This is a genomic window from Streptomyces sp. ME02-8801-2C (genome assembly GCF_033793965.1).
Classification (GTDB): Bacteria; Actinomycetota; Actinomycetes; order Streptomycetales; family Streptomycetaceae; genus Streptomyces.
In genome coordinates this window covers 629,019-648,357 of sequence record NZ_JARAXP010000001.1, presented here as the reverse complement: position 1 = coordinate 648,357, position 19,339 = coordinate 629,019, and the positions used below count along the sequence as shown (strand labels likewise).

Here is a 19,339-nt window from a genome sequence, read left to right as displayed (position 1 = left end):
CTGTTTTCCTGGTCCGGAAACAGATCGGTTTCCAGCCGATGTGGCGAGTTATCACCAGCGAGCGACAAAGGGAAGAAATGACTACCACCTTGGACCGTGGGGCGCCCGCCTCCGGCAAGACGAACTCGGGCCGCCGCGGCTCCCATGCCATGCGCTGGTGGGTGCTTGTCGTGCTGGGCACGGCGCAACTCATGGTCACGCTCGACGCGACCGTCGTGAACATCGCCCTGCCCGCGGCGCAGCACGACCTCGGTTTCAGCGACGGCAGTCGGCAGTGGGTCGTCACGGGTTACGCGCTGGCGTTCGGCAGCCTCCTGCTGCTCGGTGGCCGACTCGGTGACCTGTTCGGCCGGCGCACCACCTTCGTGGCCGGCCTGGTCGGCTTCGCGGGCGCCTCCGTCGTCGGCGGCGCGGCCGGCAGCTTCGAAGTCCTCGTCGGGGCACGTGTGGCCCAGGGCCTCTTCGCCGCGCTGCTCGCGCCCGCGGCACTCTCCCTGCTCAGCGTGACCTTCACCCAGCCGTCCGAGAGGCCGAAGGCCTTCGGCATCTTCAGTGCCCTGGCCGGCGCGGGCGCGGCGGTCGGACTGCTGCTCGGCGGCATGCTCACCGAATGGACGTCGTGGCGCTGGGTGATGTACGTGAACGTCATCTTCGCGGCCGTCGCGCTGGTCGGTGCGCTGTTTCTGCTGGCCAAGCCCGAGATCACCGAGCGGCCCAAGATCGACATCCCGGGCACCCTCACGGTGAGCGCCGCGCTGTTCGCCATCGTCTACGGGTTCGCGCACGTCGAGTCCACCAGCTGGACCAACCCCGTCACCCTCGGCTTCCTGGCCGGCGGCGTGGTACTGCTCGCGGTGTTCGTCTGGCTGGAGTCCAGGGTCGCGCACCCACTGCTGCCGCTGCGCCTCGTACTGGACCGGACCCGCGGTGGGTCGTTCGCCGCGGTGTTCGTCCTGGGCATGGGGATGTTCTCGATCTTCCTGTTCCTGACCTACTACCTCGAGGCCAGCATCGGCTACTCGCCGATCCAGGCGGGCCTGGCGTTCCTGCCGATGGTCCTCGGCATCGTCGCCTCCTCGACCACGACGCCCTCACTGCTGCTGCCCAGGGTCGGTCCGAAGGTCGTGATCACCGCCGGCTTCCTGGTCGCCGCCTCCGGTATGGCCCTGCTGACCCGGCTCACGCTGGACAGCACCTACGTCGCCCACATCATGCCCGGCATGATCCTGCTGGGCCTCGGCATCGGGGCGGTGATGACCACCGCGTTCCAGGGTGCGACCTCGGGCGTGCACCACGAGGACACGGGCGTCGCCTCGGCGCTGATCAACACCAGCCAGCAGGTGGGCGGCTCGATCAGTACGGCCCTGCTGACCACGGTCGCCTCGTCGGCCGCGACCGACTACCTGTCCTCGCACAAGCCGGGCGCGCTGACCATGGCGCAGGCCGGGGTCGAGAGCTACACGGCCACCCTGGCGTGGGGCGCCGGCATCTTCGTGGTCGGTGCGGCGCTCTCGGCGCTCCTGATTCCGAACCGGGCCCTGGCGCCGTCGGAGGGCGAGCCGGTGATCGCCCACTGAGCCAACCCGCTGCTGGGCCGACGTGACGGGGCGGCGCCGAAGATCGCCCCGACGGCCGTCTCGACCGTCACCCCGACAGCCATCCCGCCAGTCATCTCGACAACCGCCGTAAACCGATCGGTTTTCATTTGGTTGAATTCGAGTTAACCTCGCGGTATGACCACCGAGGCAAAGTCAAGTTCCAGGGAGCGACTGCTGGAGGCGGCGGCCACGCTCACCTACCGAGATGGTGTCGGCATCGGCGTCGACGCACTGTGCAAGGCGGCGCGAGTGTCGAAGCGCTCCATGTACCAGCTCTTCGAGAGCAAGGACGAGCTGCTGGCGGCAAGCCTGCAGGAGCGCGCCGCCGCCTTCGTCGCCGGGCTCCTGCCCCCGGCGCACGACGGCCGCTCGACCCGCGAGCGCATCACGTACGTCTTCGAGCAGCTGGAACAGCAGGCGGGCGCGCCCGAGTTCCAGGGCTGCCGATATCTGGCCGTACAGATCGAGCTCAAGGACCAGAGCCATCCGGCGAGCCGGGTGGCCCACGAGGTCAAGGGGAACCTGATGGGCTTCTTCCGCTCCGAGGCCGAACAGGGCGGCGCGAGCGACCCCGCCCTCCTGGCCCGGCAGCTCAGCCTCGTCTTCGACGGCGCCAGCGCCCGAGCGGGAATCCAGGCCGACAACCTGACCGGCCTCATCACCCCCACCGTACGCAGCCTGCTCGAGTCGGCGGGCATGCGCTGACGCGTTCCGCTTCTCCAGACAGGCTTCCGAAGCGCATTGCACTCTGCGGGCCACTCTCCGCCTCCGGCGGCAGGAGTGGCCCGCAGTGTCATGTCCCGACCCGCCCCGGCTGCCTGAACGTCGGCGATCTCCCCCGCACGGCCTCCCCTCGCCCCCGATGTGACCTCCCGCCTCCCGCACACCCGATCGCACGAGGTCAGCACGCATGCGCGGCGCTAGGCCGAGCGCCTGCGGTAATTGACAGGGTACGAAAGTACCCTCTAACGTACCCGCAATCGAGGTCCACCGTCGGCTCAACGAGGAGCACCGATGCAGCACCTGTACGACATAGACGTCAAGGTTCCGATGCGTGACGGCGTGGCCCTCGCCGCCAACGTGTGGCATCCGACCGAGGGCCGGGCTCCGGCGCTGCTCGTGCGCCTGCCGTACGGCAAGGACGTCATGGGCATCACCCTGGAGGGCATGCCCGACTTCCTCGCTCTCCTGGAGGCCGGTTACGCGCTGGTGGTGCAGGACTGCCGGGGCACCCACCGCTCGGAAGGCGAGTTCGTTCCTCATATGGCCGACCGGACCGACGGCGAGGACACCGTCGCCTGGATCGCCGACCAGCCGTGGTCGGACGGCACGGTGGGCATGTACGGGGCGTCCTACCTCGGGATGGTCCAGTGGGAGACCGCCGCGACCGGCGCCCCTGCCCTCAAGGCGATCGCGCCGACCTTCACCTCGATCGACAACTACGAGGCGCCCTGGTACGGCCCGGGCGGCGCCCTCTCACTGAGCCTGGTCACGCTGTGGAACGCCATGATGTACGCGGCCGACGCGCAGCGCGCCCTGGCCCTCGGCGAGGACACCCTGCCCCAGCTGCAGGAGCTCGGTACGGCGGTACTGTTCCCGGAGCGTCTCAACGAGGTGCTGCCGACGGCCGAGGTGCCGGTCCTGAAGGCGTACGGCAAGTGGTGGGACGACTGGATGGCCCACCCGTCCCACGACGGGTACTGGGACGCCATGGAGCTCACGCCCGAACTCAAGAACGTCACCGTCCCGGCGCTGAACATCGGTGGCTGGTACGACCTCTACATCGGGCAGACCCTGCGCACCTACGTAACCGCCCGTCAGAAAGCCGGCAGCGCGGAGGCGCGCGACGGGCAGCGACTGATCATCGGTCCGTGGGACCACACCTCCGCGGATGGCGTCTATCGCGACCGCTCCTTCGGCCCGCTGGCCAGTGCCCGCCTGATGGGCCTGACGGACCTGCATGTGAAGTTCTACGACCGCTGGCTGCGCGGTGACACCACCGCGCTGGACGGCGTGGCGCCGGTGAAGCTCTTCGTGATGGGCATCGACCAGTGGCGGGACGAGCAGGAGTGGCCGCTGCCCGACACGAGGTGGACCGACTTCCACCTCACGAGCACCGGTCGCGCCAACACCGCTGACGGTGACGGAGTGTTGACCACCGAGGCGCCTGCCGACGCCGGGCACGAGACCTACCTCTACGACCCGCGCCGTCCGGTTCCCTCGGCCGGCGGGGCGTCGATGCCGACGACGCCGGGGTTCTGCGGCCCGGTCGACCAGCGGACGGTCGCCGCCCGCGAGGACGTCCTGTGCTTCGCGACCCCCGTACTCGAGGAGGCCGTCGAGGTCACCGGCCCGGTCGGCCTGACCCTGTACGTCTCCTCCTCGGCGGTGGACACCGACTTCACCGCCAAGCTCGTCGACGTCTTCCCCGACGGCAAGGCGATCAACCTGTGCGACGGGATCCTGCGCACCCGCTATCGGAACGGCCTGGCCACGGAAGAGCTGATGGAGCCCGGCGCGGTCCACGAGATCACCGTCGACATGACCGGCACCTCCAACGTCTTCCTGCCCGGTCACCGCATCCGCGTGGACGTCTCCAGCAGCAACTTCCCCCGCTACGACCGCAACACGAACACCGGCGGCGTCATCGCCCGAGAGGGCGAGGAGCAGATGATCCCCGCGATCAACCACATCCACCACGGACCGAATCACCCCAGCCGTCTGGTCCTGCCGGTCATCGACCGCAAGGACCAGTCGTGAGCGCCGCCGACCGGGTCGCCGAGCTGACCGGGACCTTCGCGGCACCTTCCCTCGACGTGGCCGGGCTGCTGTGCGACCGGCACCCCGCCGACCGCGTCGCGTTCACCGTCGTCGACGACGCCGTCACGGCTTCGACATTGACCTACGGCGAGCTCGCCGCGAACTCGCACCGCTGTGCGCGGGCGTTGCAGGGGCTCGGGGTGGGTCCGGGCGACAGGGTGGCGACCCTGATGGGCAAGGGCACCGACCTGGTCACCGTCATCCTGGCGATCTGGCGGCTCGGCGCGGTCTACGTCCCGCTGTTCACCGCGTTCGCGCCCCAGGCCATCGCCCTGCGCCTGGAAGGGGCGGGTGCGCATGTCGTGGTCGTCGACCCGGACCAGCGCCACAAACTCGACCCGGGCCCCGACCTGCCGGACGACCCCCGGCGCCGCGTCGTCGTCACCAAAACGGCCGCGTCCAGCGAGGACACGCCCCTGATCGACCTCGTCACGGCCGCGTCCCCGGAGCCGGTGCCCGCCGTCGCCACGAGCGGGGACGGCCCGCTGGTGCACATGTTCACCTCCGGCACCACCGGCAAGCCCAAGGGCGTCATCCACCCCGTCTCCTACATCGCGGGCTGGCAGATCTATCTGGAGTACGGTCTCGGTGTCACCCGGGACAGCAGCTACTGGTGCGCCGCCGACCCCGGCTGGGCCTACGGCCTGTACTCCGCGATCGTCGCCCCGCTGGCCGCCGGCCTCCCCAGCCTCCTGCTGACCGGCGGCTTCTCCGCCGAGACGACCTGGCGCACCCTCCTCGACCACCGGGTCACCGACTTCACCGCCGCCCCCACCGTGTACCGGGGACTGCGCTCCGCTCCGGTACCCGTGCCACACGGCCTGCACCTGCGGAGGGCCTCCAGCGCGGGCGAACCACTGACCCCCGAGGTCAACGAATGGGCCGCCACCGCGCTCGGCCTGGCCGTGCACGACCACTTCGGCCAGACCGAGCTGGGCATGCCCCTGGCCAACCACCACCACCCCGAACTCGCCCGTCCGCTCAAGACGGGATCGATGGGCCGGCCGGTACCCGGCTGGAGCCTGACCGTCCTGGCCGACGACAAGGACGAGCCCGCCGGACCGGGCGTGCTCGGCCGGGTCGCGATCGACGTCGCCGGAAGCGCTCTGATGACGTTCCGCGACTACCAGATCCCCGGGCAGAGCGGCTCCAAGTTCACCCCCGACGGCCGCTATTACCTCACCGGCGACGCCGGACGGGTCGACGCGGACGGCGACTTCTTCTTCTCCTCCCGCGACGACGACGTCATCATCATGGCCGGCTACCGGATCGGCCCGTTCGAGATCGAGAGCGTCCTCGCCCAGCACCCCGCTGTCGCCGAGTGCACCGTCATCGGCGCACCCGACGAGGTACGCGGCGAGGTCATCGAGGCGTACGTCGTCCTGCGCGACGGCGGTGCCGGCTCGCCGGAACTGGCCGCCGAGCTCCAGCAGTTGGTCAAGACCCGCTACGCGGCGCACGCCTACCCGCGCTCGATCCACTTCATCGACGCCCTGCCGAAGACCCCCAGCGGCAAAACGCAGCGCTACCTGCTGCGCGACCGCCGCCGCACCGAACTCGCCACCACCCCGGAGTCACGTTGACCGGCACGGAACCTCTCCTCAACCAACCTCTCCGCACCGAACCTCTCCTTACCGAACCTCCCCTCCACGAACCTGCCCTGACCGAACCTCTCCTCGTCGAGCAACGCGGCCCCGTCCGATGGCTGTTGCTCAACCGCCCCGAGCGACGCAACGCCCTCGACATCGCCCTCGTCGAAGCCCTGGACAAGCAGATCACCAGCGCCGAGGCCGACCCCGGCACAGCGGTCGTCGCGGTGGCGGGCAGGGGCCCGAGCTTCTGCGCCGGAGGAGACTTCCACCAGTTCCTTCAGCTGCACGACGCGGGCCACAACCCGGTCGACTTCCTGACCGACGTGTCGGCATGCTTCAGCCGTATCGCGGCCAGCCCGAAACCATGGGTCGCCGTCCTGCACGGTCACGCCGTCGCCGGGGGCCTCGAACTCGCCCTGGCCTGCGATGTCGTCGTCGCCGCCGACAGCACGCTCATCGGCGACGGCCACCTGGGCCGGCGCCTGGTACCGGCCGGAGGGTCCAGCGTCCGACTGCCCGACGCGGTCGGACGGGGCCTGTCCCGCTGGCTCCTCCTCACCGGCGAACTGTTGCCCGCGCCCGCTTTCGCAGACACCGGCTGGATCCACGCGATCGTGCCCGAGGCCGACCTCGAGGCCACCGCCACCCGCGTCTGCCGGCAACTGGCCGACCGCAGCAGCCCGGCCCAGCAGCACCTCAAAACGCTGCTGCACCGGATCGACAGCATGCCCCCCGAGCAGGCCCTGCGCGAGGAACTGGCCACCTTCGCCGACAACTGGTCGGCCAGCTCGGTGGCCGACGCCCTGCGGGACTTCCTCACTCCCCCCACCACCAAGGCGGACAACACGTGAATCGCTATCAGGGACGAGTCGTCGCCATCACCGGCGCCGCACAGGGCCTCGGCCTCGCCATGGCGACCCGGTTCGCCGCCGAGGGCGCCACCGTCGCCCTGGCCGACGTCAACGAACAGGCCCTCACCCAGGCCGCCGGCACGATCACCGACGCCCACGACGCGAAACACCGCACCGACGTGGTGGACGTGACCGACTCGGCCCAGGTCAACGCCTGGATCGACGGCGTCACCGCCGACCTCGGCCGCCTCGACGTGCTGGTCAACAACGCCGGCATCATCCGCGACAACCGCGTCGAGGACATCACCGACGAAGACTGGCACGCCGTCGTCGGCGTCAGCCTCACCGGCGGATTCCACTGCGCCCGCGCCGCGTTCGGCCCGATGAAACGGCAGGGCTACGGCCGTATCGTCAGCTTCTCCTCCATGTCCTGGCGCGGGAACTTCGGCCAGACCAACTACGTGGCCGCCAAGGCGGGCATCGTCGGCATGACCCGCACCCTCGCGCTCGAAGGCGCCCGCCACGGCATCACCGCCAACGCCATCGCGCCCGGCCTCATCGAAACCCCCATGCTCGCCTCGATGAACGGCCCGGCACGCGACAAGCTGACCGCGAAGGTCCCCATGCGCCACACCGGTCGCCCCGAGGACATCGCCGAAGCCGCGGCCTTCCTCGCCGGCGAGGCCGCCGGCTACATCACCGGCGTCGTCCTGGACGTGGACGGCGGCATCTCCATCGGCTCCTCGATCCGGTAGGGCCGCTTCGACGGTCAGGCGGTGACGGTGGACTCGCCGTCCGGCACTGTCACGGCCCAGGCGGCCATGGTGTCGAGGACAGCGCGCAGCCCCTCGCCGAGAGGGGTGAGCCGGTACTCGACCCGTGGCGGGATCTCCGCACAGGCGGTGCGGACGACGATGCCGTGCCTCTCGAACCGGCGCAGCCCGCTGGTCAGAGTGTGCGGGCTGATGCCGGGCAGAGCATCGCGCAACTCGGTCCCTCACCGCCGCGGGCAGGCCCGTGACCGCTCTGACCCGCAACGCGGGCATTGTCGTGGACGGTGCCCGCGTGCTGGCCGTCGACTACTCCTCCACGACAAACCTGACCGATGCCCACCGCGGCGCCGAGGGGGTGTTCGTCCACCTGCCGGTGACCCCGGAGGAGGACCGCCTGACCTTCGCACGCAACGTCGTGACCGCCGTCCGCGAGGCCCGGCCCGCCCGTGTGGTGTTCTCCACCAGCGGCGCCCTCGTCCACCCCGACGGCGACAGTCGACGGGACGACTCGGCCGGGACCACCGTCTCGGTGCTCGCCGCCGGACCGGCGGACAGCGCGGTCTCCCACGCGGTGATCGAGCCCCGTTTCTATCTGGAGAACCTGCTGCTGCCGCACGTGATCGCGGGCGTCCGCGAGGAGGGCGTACTGCACTACTCGCTGCCCAGCGGCTTCCCCACCTCGTGGGCCTCGCACCTGGACATCGCCGACGCCGCCACCGTGCCGTTCGAGCGCCCGGACATCGCCGGCGTGGTCTCCGTCGGCCAGTACCCGGGAGTCAGCGGAGAGGAACTGGCCGAGGCGTTCAGCCACGGCCGACAACGTGAACATGTACCGGGCCGTCGGCACACAGCCCGACCACTCGATCACCGCCGAACGCTCCGCCCAGAAGCGCATAGGGGTGACACCGCGGACCACGAGCCAGTGGCTGGCCGGTATCGATCTCTGACCGCCCGCCGTTACCGGTGGCGACACCATGGGAGACTGCTGCGGTGACGGCCCCAACTGACTCGCGCGACCGACGCCCGCGCCGAACCCCACGCAAGCGGGTGGTCGACACCCGTCGCCGGGACGAACTCCTGCGTCAGGCCGAGGCGATCATCCTGGCCGACGGCTTCACCGCGGTGACCATGGACGAGCTCACCCAGCGGCTGGGCTGCTCAAAGGCGACGCTGTACAGCCTGGCCTCCACGAAGGAACAGTTGGTACTGGCCGTCACGCGCGCCTTCTTCCGGGATGCGACCGCCGAGATCGAGCAGGCCGTCCAGGCCGAGCCCGACCCCCGGCAGCGCATCCGGGTCTACCTCACCGGCGTCGGCACCGCCATGCGCCGCCACTCCAACGCCTTCTACGACGACATGGTCGGCTACGAACCGACGGCGCAGATCTACCGCAAGAACTCGGCCGCCGCGGCGCACCGGGTGCACCAGCTGATCGAGGAGGGCGTGCGGGCCGGCGTCTTCCGCGCGCTCAACGGGCAATTCGCCGCCCAGGTCGTGGCGGTCACCATCGACGCGGTCCAGTCCGGGGCCCTCCTGGAGAGCACCGGACTGACCGCCGGCGACGCCTTCTCCGAACTCGGTGACCTTCTGCTGGACGGGCTCAGTTCGGGCCAGAAAGCGCCCTAGCCTCCCTCGCCCTATGGCCTGAGCACCGCCAGTACATCGTCGATCGAAACGGTGGTGGGGTCACTCATGTCGGCTCCATCGAACGTCTGCCAGACATAGGACGCCGTCCCGTCCTCCCTCAGCGGATGCAGGTCGGCCAACTCCGGGTCGTCCCGGAAGCTGTTGAACGCCTCCTCGGAGTCCCATTCAACGAGGAACAGCACCTGCCGTGGCGTGAGGTCACCGGCCACGTTGTCCCGGAAGCGGCCGAACGCCACCATGCGCCCACCGTATTGCGGGGCCACTTCGGGCAGCCGACTGAAATACGCGAGGTACTTCTCCACGTCGACCACGTCGAACATGTTCAGGGCGTAGAACTTCTTCTCCTGCGAGCTTGCACTCATGGCCACCTCCACGACGAAAACCGATCGGTCTCCCACATCGTAAACCGATCGGTTTCCGGCTTGCTAGTTCCTCACTCGGACGGTGTCGGCAGCACCACGCGGGACACCGCGCCGGGGGCGTGGTGGACGGTGTGGGTGCACGGCCGCAACTCGGTTCCGGTGCCGGGCGTGGCACTGGTGCCCTCGTTGCGTGCGTACCGGGGGTGGGAGCCGCCGGCGATCAGCAGGCGGATGCGGTGTCCGGCCTTGACCTGGTGTGCGCAGGCGTTGAGGCGTACGCGTACGGTCTGCACCTGGTCGAGGGGCGAGGCGGGATCCAGTCGGAGGAGTCCTTCGGCGAAGTTGCGGGAGACGCCTTCGGGGTCGACGTCGCAGAGCCGTACGAAGACATCGGCGTACGGGTTGTTCCTGGTGTGGGCCAGGTCGACGACCGGTGTTCCCATGATCTCCAGCGGGGCGGTCAGCGGTTCGGTGGTGAAGGTGAGTACATCGGAGCGGCTCTCCAGCTTCGCGTTGTCCTTGCTTCCGCCGTCGAGGGTGAGCAGGGGGCCGCCGAGGGTGGGGGTGGGGTTCGCCGGGTCGTACACGTATGTGGAGGGCGGGCCGCCGGTCGGCTCGTCGGCCAGGAGCCTGCCGTCCGGTTGCAGGTAGCGCACGGTTTCACCTCCTACCGGTGGCCACTCGGCCAGCTGTCGCCAGGCGCCCAGTCCGGTGACGTACACCTCGACTGGCAAGGCGGACCGTGCCTGTGCAGGCGCTTCGTCCGCGAGGTGCGTCTCCAGCCAGGCGAGATTGTCGCGGAGCAGGCGTCCCATGTCCTTCTGGCCCTGTTCCTGGTGGGTCCAGGGGCCGACGGTGAGGGAGACGTCGATTCCACGGGCACGCAGCGACTCGTACTGGTGCAGGGTCTGGTCGAGAAAGAGGTCCTGCCAGCATGCGGTGAGCCGCACCGGGACGTTCACCCGCTCGAGGGCGTCGTCGAGTTTGAGCCGGTCCCACACGGCGTCGTCGCGCTCCGGAGTGGTCAGCCATTCCCGGAACCACGGCGTACGGTGCCCGGTCGCCGCGTCGGCCGCGTCGGCCAGCGGGAGGGCGCCGAAGACCGGCGCCAGCCGCCGCTTCACGTTGAGCAGCCGGGGCACGCCCCGCAGCCCGGTGTACTTCTCCTGGTCGACCACGATCTCCGCGAAGGCAAGGAAGTCGTTCAGATGGAACGCTCCGCCTCCGTACACCCCCTCGTGCATGTCGTGCGGGGCCACGGCGATCAGGGATGTGCGCAGTTCGGGGGGCGGGTCCATCAGCAGTGCCCACTGGGTCCAGCCCACATAGGAACCGCCGGAGGTCGCGAGCCGCCCGTCGAACCACGGCTGGGTGCGCAGCCAGGCCACGGCGTCCTGGGCGTCGTCGGCCTCGTTCGCCATCGGGTAGAAGTCTCCCGTGGAGCCGAACGTGCCGCAGCAGCTCTGAACCAGAGGATCGGGACCAGGATGGCGAGTGCCGTCAGTCCGGTGCTCAGGCCCATGGCGACGGTCAGCAGCGCTGACGCGCCGGCCATCGCCAGCAGCCAGGGGGTGCGTCTTCCGAACCGGGACCGCGTGCGGTCCGACAGCGCTCCGCCGGCGGGCAGGGCGATCATCGAGGCCACCGCGCCCAGCGTCGTCAGCAGCGCCAGTTCTCCGACCTTGTGGTCGGGCGCGAGCTGGGCGACCTGCGCGGGCGAGAGGCGGGCGTCTCACAGACGACCGTGAGTTTCGTGCTGAACGGCAGGGACGAGCACGGCCTCTCCGCCGAGACCCGCCGTCGTGTGCTGGAGACGGCGAAGCGCCTCGGCTACGTGCCGTCGGGGGCGGGCCGCGCCCTGCGCAAGGGCCGCAGCAACGTCGTGTTCTGCGTGGTTCCTGACCTCCCCGTCGCGGAGGCCATGGAGCAGTTCAAGCTGGCCCTCGGCCGCTCGCTGGGCGAGGCCGGGTACACCTGCGTCTACCTGCACCACGCCGGGACGACCACACCTCTGTCCGAGCTGTGGCAGCACGTCCAGCCGGCGGTGGTCCTCGCGTTCGGCAGCCTGCCACCCACCGACGCGCAGTCTCTGCGGCAGGCGGAAATCCCCCTGCTCGACGGCGTGTTCACTCCGGACGGCACCGGCCTGACCGGGCTGAACCAGGAGGACATCGGGCGCCTGCAGATCGAGCATCTTGCCGCGCAAGGGCACCGGCACATCGGCTACGCCGCGCTCGACGACCCCCGGGAGCGGCCCTTCTGCCTGCCGCGCCTGGAAGGAGCCACCCAGGCCTGCCGTGATCTGGGGCTGCCCGCGCCGCAGGTGGTCACCATGCGCTACTCGCGGGCCGGCGCTCGGGACGCCGTCGCGGAGTGGACACAGGCCGCCACGCCGGTCACCGCAGTCGCCGCGTTCAACGATCTCATCGCTCTCGCCGTCCTGGCGAGCTGCCGCACGCAGCACGTCGGTGTCCCGGACGACCTGGCGCTCATCGGCGTCGACGACCTCCCCATCAGCTCACTCGCCGTACCGGCCCTGACCACCATCGGGATGGACCTCACCGCGGCGGCCCGCAATCTCACCGCCCGCATCCTCGCGACGGTCGGCGCTCCGGCCCCGGCAGCACCGAACCTTCCGAGTGCGGGCGAGATCCTCGCCCTTGTCCAGCGGGAGACGACTTAGCCGCTCCCTCCAGAAAATCATCGACGCCCGAGGTGGCGTCGGAAGTGGGGTTGTGGTCGATCACATCGGGGCGGACACCTCGTCCGCCCCGTCCGTGTTGCCGGTGTGATCGCCGGCTGACCGTGTCGCTCTTACGTCATGCCCTCTGTCCGTCTACAGCGTGCCCGTCCGGAAATCCGCGCTGCTCTTGAGGACCGCGGATTCCATGGTCCAGTTCTCCGGCTGGACCCTTTCCCAGAGGCTTCCCTTGCCGAGTTCCCGTCCCAGCTGGTCTTCCCGACGGAACCATTCCTCAGCGGTCTTGATCCGGTTGGGGTGAATTTCGTCGAGGAGGGCGTAGTCCCTGGTGATGATTCCGTGCTTCCACACGTTCCAGAAGCCCGTGAAATTGTCGCGGAAGCTCATGGTGCTTTTGTCGTTGGGGTCGGCGTTGTATCCGGCCGGGTGATCGGCGATTCCCGTGAGGTCCGGATGATTCCAGTAAGTTTCCAGATCCGTGTCGATGTACTGCGCCGGATGTCCGGTGACCTTCTCGAACGCCGCAGCCATATCGGCATAGGTCATGTGCTCGATGGCGACTTCCAGGTCCATGCCGTTGGCCCGCTCCGGATTGTCGAAGAGCCAGCGGACATAGAATCCGCAGTCGTCGAGAGCCACATGCGGAACAGCTCCGTCGCCGAGCGGGACACGCCACGTGACGACTCCGTCCTCGACGCTGGGCGTCATGGGCGTCAGCGGTGAGATCACCATCTCGATATAGGGACCCGACGTGAAGACCGCCGCTCCCATCCGGTCCCTGTTCTTCTCGTTCTGGAACAGCACCCACTCGGCCATGCGGCCCTTGCCGTCATAGTGGCCGGTGCGGAACCTGGAGTCGTAGCCGGACTTCTTGAGGGCGTAGTCGAGGTTTCCGTAGACGAAGAACTTGACTCCTTCCTCGATGGCGATCTCATAGCTGCGGAAGGCCCAGTAGGTCTCGGTCTTCTCGCCGGTGTTGAACCCGTCGATATTGACGAAGGCACCGTCGCAGCTGCGAAATCCCTCACGCAGCACGTCCTCGTCGGCGAACGAGCCTTCGACGATTTCGACATTGCCGAGCGCGAGAAGAGCCTGGGCCCGAGGGGAGTTCGCATCCCGGGTGAGAACGCGGACCGAGTATTTCTTGTCGGCGACAAGAGCGCGGACGATGGGCATCCCCTGGGCCCCCGTACCGCCGATGACGAAGATGGTGGAGGTGGTGTGAGAAGACATCGTCGTTGACTCCAGAGGGGCGCGGTCGGATCCGATCCGGATTCACGCGGAAACCGATCGGTTTTTACGTACGTTACACCGATCGGTTTCCAGACGGCAAGCGGGGGGTTGCCCGGGGCCGGGCCTGAGCGGTCGTAGGACGGATGGGCGCGCAGACGATTGCGTCGCAGCCATCGGAGGTTGGTCTGGAGCCGCCTGAGGCGCCTGAGCCGCCCGAGGAGACCGGGGACCGGGAAACCGGGACGACCGGCGGGGGAAACCAGGGAAAACTAGGGAAGCAACCCCTGTCGGCGTGCGGTGACGACCGCCTCGAAGCGGGTGCTCGCTCCCAGCTTGCGCATCGCGCTGCGCAGGTACGACTTGACCGTCTCCGGCAGCAGCGACAGCCTGCGACCCGCTTCGGCGTTGTTGCAGCCCAGTGCCACCTGCGTCAGGACGTCGAGCTCGCGGGGCGCCAGCCGCGGCCCCGGTGCCGAGTCGGCGGCGGGCGGCCTGGCCAGCCGCTGTGCCGCGTCGAGCAGCTGACCGCGCAGATCGCCGTCGGGCACCTGCTGGGCTATCCGGCGCAACTCGGCGTGGACCTGCCGGAGTTCCTCCAGCGGCACGCCCTGTGACCCGGCGACCGGGCCACCCTGCGCGGCCTCCAGCAGGCGCAGACGGTGGTCGACCTCGTCGCGGATGACCAGTTCGGCGGCCAGTCGCCGGGAGGCGTCGGCGACCGCGTCGGCAGCCCGGTCCCCGAGCGGGGCGGGCCCGCGGCTGGCCCCGTAGAGCACCGCGCGCACCACACCGGACACCACGACGGGCACGGCGACGACGGAACGGATGCCCTCCGTCAACACGGGCCGGTCGTAGTCGTGGGTGATCGAGCGCGCCGACCTGTAGTCCGTCACCCCGGCCGGCCGGCCCGTGGTGAGGACCTGGCCGCCAAGACCCGTCTCGGCGCGCACCCGGAGACCGCGCAGACCTGCCGTCCGCAGGCCGATGTGCTGCGACAGCCTCAGCAGCGCGTTCTCCACCTGGCCGCCGAACAGGACGGGAATGCCCGAGCTGTCGTGGACCTGACGGAGAACCTGCCGGAGCGCGTCGCCGTCGTCGGGCCGCAGAAGGGCGCCGGGTTGGGAGGGCATACCCGTACCCCTTTCCGGGGGTAGTCCGCCGTCGTCGTGACCCGGAGCATAAACCGCCGTAACACTCCCGCCATAGGGCAGCTCTGAATCGAAGAGCGTGATCGAAGAGCGGAATCGAAGAGGGGACGACGCGACCATGAACGATTCATCGGCTTCGGTGGGGACCAACACCGTCGACGGACCGCCGGAAGTGCGGGTGCGGGAGTTGCTCGGCCTTTTCGGTGCTCCGGACGCCTGCGCCGCCGAACTGCTCTGCGACCGGCATCCCGCGGACGCGGTGGCCTTCACGGTGGTCGAGAAGGACCTGACGGCCACGGACCTCACGTACGGGGACCTGCGCCGCGACTCGGCCCGTTTCGCCGCCGCACTCGCCGATCTCGGGATCGGGCCGGGGGACGCGGTCGCCACCCTGATGGGCAAGTCCGCCGATCTGGTCGTGGCCCTGCTGGGCATCTGGCGCCGGGGGTCCGTGCATGTACCGCTGTTCACGGCCTTCGCACCCTCCGCCGTTGCCCTGCGCCTCGGCGCGAGTGCGGCGAAGGCCGTCGTGGTCGACGCGGACCAGCGGGGAAAGCTGGCGCCCGGGGAGGACATGCCCGCAGACCGGCCGTGGGCGACCGTGGTCGCCGGGGGTGCTCCCGAGGGCGCGGAACTGTCCTTCGGAGAGCTGCTCTCCCGGTACTCCGGCGACGAGCCTGAAGGCCGCCCGGTCGCCACCGGCGCGGACGCTCCGCTCGTCCTGTTGTTCACCTCCGGCACCACCGGCGCGCCCAAGGGCGTCCCGGTTCCCGTCCGGGCGCTGGCGTCGTTCCAGGCGTACCTGGAGTTCGGCCTCGACGTGCGCGAGGACGACGTGTTCTGGAACGCGGCCGACCCCGGCTGGGCGTACGGCCTCTACTACGCGATCCTCGGCCCGCTGGCGGCCGGACGCCGCAGCCTGCTGCTGCACGCCGGTTTCGACCCCGCCCTGACCTGGCAGGTCATAAAGGCTTTCGGTGTCAGCAACTTCGCCGCCGCCCCGACCGTCTACCGCAGCCTGCTGGCCGCGCCCGGTCCGGTCCCCGACGGGGTGCGGCTGCGCCGGGCCTCCTCCGCCGGCGAGCCGCTCACCCCGGAGGTCGTCGCCTGGTCGGAGCAGGCCCTCGGAGTGGCCGTACGCGACCACTACGGGCAGACCGAGCACGGCATGGTCGTCGCGGCCGCCTGGGCCGATGCCGTACGGACGCCCGTGCCGCCCGGCTCCATGGGCCGCCCGCTGCCGGGCTGGTCGGCCGAGGTGCTGTACGAGGAGCGGGACGAACCCGCCCCGCCCGGCACCCTCGGCCGGGTGGCCCTCAGCGTGCCGGACAGCCCGCTGCTGTGGTTCACCGGCTACGCGGGAGCGCCGGAGAAAACCGCCGAGCGGTTCACCGCCGACGGCCACTGGTACCTCACCGGCGACGCCGGCCTCAGGGACAGGAACGGCTCCTTCTTCTTCTCGTCCCGCGACGACGACGTGATCATCATGGCCGGGTACCGCATCGGCCCCTTCGACGTCGAGAGCGTGCTCGTACAGCACGAACGGGTGCTGGAGGCGGCCGTCATCGGCGTCCCCGACTCCCTGCGCGGCGAGGTGCTGGAGGCGTTCGTCGTCCTGCGCCCCGGGACACCGCCCGACGATGCCCTGGTCGCGGAACTCCAGCAGCTTGTCAAGCGGAAGTTCGCCGCCCACGCCTACCCGCGGACGGTGCACTTCACCGACCGGCTGCCCAAGACACCCAGCGGCAAGACCCAGCGCTTCCTCCTGCGCAGACAGCGTGCGCAGACGACCGCCCGGACCCGGGAGACAAACTCATGACGGCGCACGTGTCCCGCCTGCTCCCCAGCCAGGAGGCGGCCGAACTGCTCGACCTGACCCGGGAGATCGCCGACGGAACCCTCGCGCCACGGGCCTCCGCCGACGAGCGGGCCGAACGCTTCCCGCGCGACGTCTTCCGCACACTCGGCCGGGCCGGACTGCTCGGCCTCCCCTATCCCGAGCAGTACGGGGGCAGCGCCCAGCCGTACGAGGTCTACCTCCAGGTCGTCGAGGAGATCTCGGCCCGCTGGGCGAGCGTGGGCGTCGGACTGAGCGTGCACACGCTGTCCTGCTTCGCGCTGGCCGAGTACGGCACCGAGGAGCAGCGCGAGAAGTGGCTGCCCGACATGCTCGGCGGTGAACTGCTCGGCGCCTACTGCCTGTCGGAGTCGCACGCCGGCTCCGACCCCGCCGCGATGCGCACCCGCGCCCGGCGGGACGGTGACGCCTACGTCGTGCGCGGCGAGAAGGCATGGACGACCCACGGCGGTCACGCGGACTTCTACCAGGTGATGGCCCGCACCTCCGACGACCGCACCCGCGGCATCTCGTGTCTCCTCGTCCCCGCCGAGTCGACCGGGCTGTCGGCCGACCCGCCCGAGCGCAAGATGGGGCTGACCGGATCGGCCACGGCGACCGTACGGTTCGACGACGTCCGGGTCCCCGAGGACCGGCGTCTCGGCGAGGAGGGGCAGGGTCTGCCGATCGCCCTCGCCGGGCTGGACGCGGGACGGCTCGGTATCGCGGCGGTCGCCGTCGGCCTGGCCCAGGGAGCCCTCGACGACGCGCTCGCGTACGCGAAACAGCGGGAGACCTTCGGGCAACCGATCGCCGCCCATCAGGGAGTCGCGTTTCTGCTGGCCGACATGGAGGCCGCCGTGGACTCCGCCCGGGCCACCATGCTGGCGGCGGCCGGCGCAAGGACGCGGGACTGTCGTACGGCCGTCAGGCGAGTATCGCCAAGCTCGTCGCCACCGAGGCGGCCATGCGGGTCACCACCGACGCCGTCCAGGTCCTCGGCGGTGCGGGCTACACCCGGGACTTCCCCGTCGAGCGCTATATGCGCGAGGCCAAGGTCATGCAGATCTTCGAGGGCACCAACCAGATCCAGCGCCTCGTCATCAGCCGCGATCTGGTCCGCGCCCGCACCGAACCCTCCCACCACGTGCTGCACACCGCGACCGAGGAGCCCCAGGCATGAAACTCACCGGATCCGCGGCCCTGGTCACCGGCGGCGCCAGCGGTCTCGGCCGCGCCAGCGCCACCGCGCTGTTCCAGGCCGGCGCCCATGTGGTCATCGCCGACCTGCCGTCCTCACCGGGGGCCGCTGTCGCCGAGGAGCTGGCGGCCGACGGCACCGGCCCTCGCGTCCGCTTCGTCCCCTGTGACGTCACCGACCCCGACACCGTGCAGGCGGCGGTGGACGCGGCGAGCGAACAGGGTCCCCTGCGCGTGGCGGTCAGCTGCGCGGGGGTCGCGACACCCGGCCGCATGCTCTCCCGCAGCGGCCCCCTCTCCCTGGACGCCTTCGCCCGAGTGGTCGGCGTCAACCTCGTCGGCACGTTCAACGTGTTCCGCCTCGCCGCCCAGCGCATCGCCGAGTCCGATCCCGTGGACGGCGAGCGGGGCGTCCTCGTCGCCACCTCCTCGGTCGCCGCCTACGACGGCCAGATCGGCCAGGCCGCCTACGCCGCGTCCAAGGGTGGCGTGGCCGCGCTCACCCTCCCCGCCGCCCGTGAGCTCGCCCAGCACCTCATCCGCGTGGTCTCGATCGCACCGGGCCTGTTCGACACCCCCCTCATGGCGGGACTGCCCCAGGAGGCCCGGGACTCGCTCGCGCAACAGGTCCCGCACCCCGCCCGCCTGGGCGACCCGGCCGAATTCGCCGCCCTGGTACGGCACATCACGGAAAACCCGATGCTCAACGGCGAGGTCGTCCGCCTCGACGGCGCCATCCGCATGGGGCCCCGCTGAGACCCGTGCCTTCGCAGGGTCTCAGCGGGCGGGGTGACGGTTACAGCGAGCTCATGCGCGGTCAGCACCGCGCCGCATTCAGCACTTCCAGGTCGCCCAGTACCACTTCCCCTTCATCTGGCCGTCCGACAGCCTCACCGGCGTGGTGGTCTGGACGCCCGTGGAGCCCTGGCCCGGGTAGTACCAGTAGTAGTGGCCGTGGTTGCGCTTGCCGTAGTGGGCCTCGATCCAGCCCTGGGAGTGACGCCAGTACGGCGCGAACCACCAGCCGCCGGCCTCATGAGGACCGACATGGCTCTCGAGCGACTGGGTGGCGCTGAGGGTGCTCCCCACCGTCCAGGTCTCCGTCTGCGTCGAGCTGGCGGACATGCCCGCCTCGATCTGCTTCTCGAGGCCGGCGGAGACCTCCACCGACGTCGACTGCTCGAAGGAGTACGACGTGGTGCGGTCGGTCCGCCACGTGAGGGTCTGGTCGACGGTCTGGCTGCCGGAGCAGTTGTAGACCGGGTTTCCCACCTCCCGGCGCTTGCCCAGCGCCGTCCACGCGTTGACCTCGTGGTACCAGCACTTGGCCTTGCCGTGGTTGCAGTCCCAGACCACGTCCGGCCGGTCGTCACCCCAGCCGGGGCTGGAGTTGGCACTGGCCGATCCCGCGGAGACGGGCACCAGGAGGAGGGCGAGGGCGGAGGTGAGGACGGCCAGTGTTCCGCGGCCGGTCTTCTTGGGGTTCACAGGGGTTTCTCCCATCGGGTCGGTCGACTCGGCGACAGGTTGATCCTCAGAGCCCAAAAGTTGATCGACCACCCGTTTCATCAGGGCTA

Annotated in this window: 17 protein-coding genes and 1 pseudogene; 12 read left to right on the top strand and 6 right to left on the bottom strand. The window is 70.0% G+C overall.

Translation table 11 applies throughout. The annotated features are described in order from the left end of the window. Positions 1-77: 77 nt before the first annotated feature. The 6 genes from PV396_RS02805 to PV396_RS02780 all read left to right on the top strand — a co-directional run bounded on the left by PV396_RS02805 (position 78) and on the right by PV396_RS02780 (position 7,616). Complete coding sequence (locus tag PV396_RS02805) at positions 78-1,577, top strand: MFS transporter (protein WP_319199956.1); 1,500 nt, start codon at positions 78-80, stop codon at positions 1,575-1,577. A gap of 156 nt (positions 1,578-1,733) precedes the next feature. Beyond that, positions 1,734-2,303, top strand: coding sequence for a TetR/AcrR family transcriptional regulator (locus PV396_RS02800; protein WP_319199955.1), 570 nt, complete (start codon positions 1,734-1,736; stop codon positions 2,301-2,303). A 309-nt stretch (positions 2,304-2,612) separates the two neighbouring features. Continuing rightward, on the top strand, positions 2,613-4,358 hold the full coding sequence (locus PV396_RS02795) for a CocE/NonD family hydrolase (protein WP_319199954.1): 1,746 nt from the start codon (positions 2,613-2,615) through the stop codon (positions 4,356-4,358). Further along, positions 4,355-6,001: an AMP-binding protein gene (locus tag PV396_RS02790; protein ID WP_319199953.1), complete on the top strand. Its 1,647-nt coding sequence runs from the start codon at positions 4,355-4,357 to the stop codon at positions 5,999-6,001. The genes PV396_RS02795 and PV396_RS02790 overlap by 4 nt, the downstream gene beginning before the upstream one ends. Further along, positions 5,998-6,861, top strand: a complete 864-nt coding sequence (locus tag PV396_RS02785) for an enoyl-CoA hydratase/isomerase family protein (protein WP_319199952.1) — start codon at positions 5,998-6,000, stop codon at positions 6,859-6,861. The genes PV396_RS02790 and PV396_RS02785 overlap by 4 nt, the downstream gene beginning before the upstream one ends. Continuing rightward, on the top strand, positions 6,858-7,616 hold the full coding sequence (locus tag PV396_RS02780) for an SDR family NAD(P)-dependent oxidoreductase (RefSeq protein ID WP_319199951.1): 759 nt from the start codon (positions 6,858-6,860) through the stop codon (positions 7,614-7,616). The genes PV396_RS02785 and PV396_RS02780 overlap by 4 nt, the downstream gene beginning before the upstream one ends. Before the next feature lie 14 nt (positions 7,617-7,630). On the opposite strand, the gene PV396_RS02775 is transcribed toward PV396_RS02780, so the two are convergent. Beyond that, entirely contained in the window at positions 7,631-7,849 is a 219-nt protein-coding gene (locus PV396_RS02775; protein ID WP_416071320.1) for a winged helix-turn-helix transcriptional regulator, read from the bottom strand. A gap of 29 nt (positions 7,850-7,878) precedes the next feature. Here PV396_RS02775 and PV396_RS02770 point away from each other — a divergent pair, with 29 nt between their 5' ends. Together PV396_RS02770 and PV396_RS02765 are read left to right on the top strand one after the other, a co-directional pair. Beyond that, a complete protein-coding gene (locus PV396_RS02770) occupies positions 7,879-8,628 on the top strand; it encodes a hydroxylase (protein ID WP_319199950.1) in 750 nt (249 codons plus the stop codon). Then, on the top strand, positions 8,625-9,260 hold the full coding sequence (locus tag PV396_RS02765; RefSeq protein ID WP_319199949.1) for a TetR/AcrR family transcriptional regulator: 636 nt from the start codon (positions 8,625-8,627) through the stop codon (positions 9,258-9,260). The genes PV396_RS02770 and PV396_RS02765 overlap by 4 nt, the downstream gene beginning before the upstream one ends. Positions 9,261-9,271: 11 nt before the next feature. Here the strand turns inward: PV396_RS02765 and PV396_RS02760 are convergent, their stop codons facing one another. After that, entirely contained in the window at positions 9,272-9,643 is a 372-nt protein-coding gene (locus PV396_RS02760; RefSeq protein WP_319199948.1) for a DUF1330 domain-containing protein, read from the bottom strand. A gap of 71 nt (positions 9,644-9,714) precedes the next feature. Beyond that, complete coding sequence (locus PV396_RS02755; protein ID WP_416071319.1) at positions 9,715-11,379, bottom strand: CocE/NonD family hydrolase; 1,665 nt, start codon at positions 11,377-11,379, stop codon at positions 9,715-9,717. Positions 11,380-11,396: 17 nt separating this feature from the next. Between PV396_RS02755 and PV396_RS02745 the strand changes: the two genes are divergently transcribed. Further along, positions 11,397-12,326, top strand: a complete 930-nt coding sequence (locus PV396_RS02745) for a LacI family DNA-binding transcriptional regulator (RefSeq protein WP_416071318.1) — start codon at positions 11,397-11,399, stop codon at positions 12,324-12,326. Positions 12,327-12,479: 153 nt separating this feature from the next. Here PV396_RS02745 and PV396_RS02740 read toward each other — a convergent pair whose 3' ends face one another. Then, entirely contained in the window at positions 12,480-13,577 is a 1,098-nt protein-coding gene (locus tag PV396_RS02740) for an NmrA family NAD(P)-binding protein (RefSeq protein WP_319199946.1), read from the bottom strand. A 269-nt stretch (positions 13,578-13,846) separates the two neighbouring features. Continuing rightward, on the bottom strand, positions 13,847-14,707 hold the full coding sequence (locus PV396_RS02735; protein ID WP_319199945.1) for a helix-turn-helix transcriptional regulator: 861 nt from the start codon (positions 14,705-14,707) through the stop codon (positions 13,847-13,849). A 136-nt stretch (positions 14,708-14,843) separates the two neighbouring features. Here PV396_RS02735 and PV396_RS02730 point away from each other — a divergent pair, with 136 nt between their 5' ends. The 3 genes and pseudogenes from PV396_RS02730 (at position 14,844) to PV396_RS02720 (ending at position 18,518) form a co-directional block, all read left to right on the top strand. Further along, the gene (locus tag PV396_RS02730) at positions 14,844-16,544 is read left to right on the top strand and encodes an AMP-binding protein (RefSeq protein ID WP_319199944.1); all 1,701 of its coding nucleotides are present in this window, start codon (positions 14,844-14,846) and stop codon (positions 16,542-16,544) included. Then, positions 16,541-17,745: pseudogene (locus tag PV396_RS02725) on the top strand (acyl-CoA dehydrogenase family protein). Before PV396_RS02730 ends, PV396_RS02725 begins: the two are co-directional and overlap by 4 nt. After that, positions 17,742-18,518 (top strand): SDR family NAD(P)-dependent oxidoreductase, encoded by a 777-nt coding sequence (locus PV396_RS02720; RefSeq protein WP_319199943.1) that lies wholly within the window; start codon positions 17,742-17,744, stop codon positions 18,516-18,518. Before PV396_RS02725 ends, PV396_RS02720 begins: the two are co-directional and overlap by 4 nt. Positions 18,519-18,596: 78 nt before the next feature. On the opposite strand, the gene PV396_RS02715 is transcribed toward PV396_RS02720, so the two are convergent. Further along, on the bottom strand, positions 18,597-19,250 hold the full coding sequence (locus tag PV396_RS02715) for a hypothetical protein (RefSeq protein WP_319199942.1): 654 nt from the start codon (positions 19,248-19,250) through the stop codon (positions 18,597-18,599). Positions 19,251-19,339 lie beyond the last annotated feature (89 nt).

Excerpts from the sequence above, each read along its gene's own strand:
- PV396_RS02735 (WP_319199945.1), bottom strand. The coding sequence starts at position 14,707 with ATGCCCTCCCAACCCGGCGCCCTTCTGCGGCCCGACGACGGCGACGCG.
- PV396_RS02800 (WP_319199955.1), top strand. The coding sequence starts at position 1,734 with ATGACCACCGAGGCAAAGTCAAGTTCCAGGGAGCGACTGCTGGAGGCG.
- PV396_RS02740 (WP_319199946.1), bottom strand. The coding sequence starts at position 13,577 with ATGTCTTCTCACACCACCTCCACCATCTTCGTCATCGGCGGTACGGGG.
- PV396_RS02730 (WP_319199944.1), top strand. The coding sequence starts at position 14,844 with ATGAACGATTCATCGGCTTCGGTGGGGACCAACACCGTCGACGGACCG.
- PV396_RS02795 (WP_319199954.1), top strand. The coding sequence starts at position 2,613 with ATGCAGCACCTGTACGACATAGACGTCAAGGTTCCGATGCGTGACGGC.
- PV396_RS02720 (WP_319199943.1), top strand. The coding sequence starts at position 17,742 with ATGAAACTCACCGGATCCGCGGCCCTGGTCACCGGCGGCGCCAGCGGT.
- PV396_RS02805 (WP_319199956.1), top strand. The coding sequence starts at position 78 with ATGACTACCACCTTGGACCGTGGGGCGCCCGCCTCCGGCAAGACGAAC.
- PV396_RS02760 (WP_319199948.1), bottom strand. The coding sequence starts at position 9,643 with ATGAGTGCAAGCTCGCAGGAGAAGAAGTTCTACGCCCTGAACATGTTC.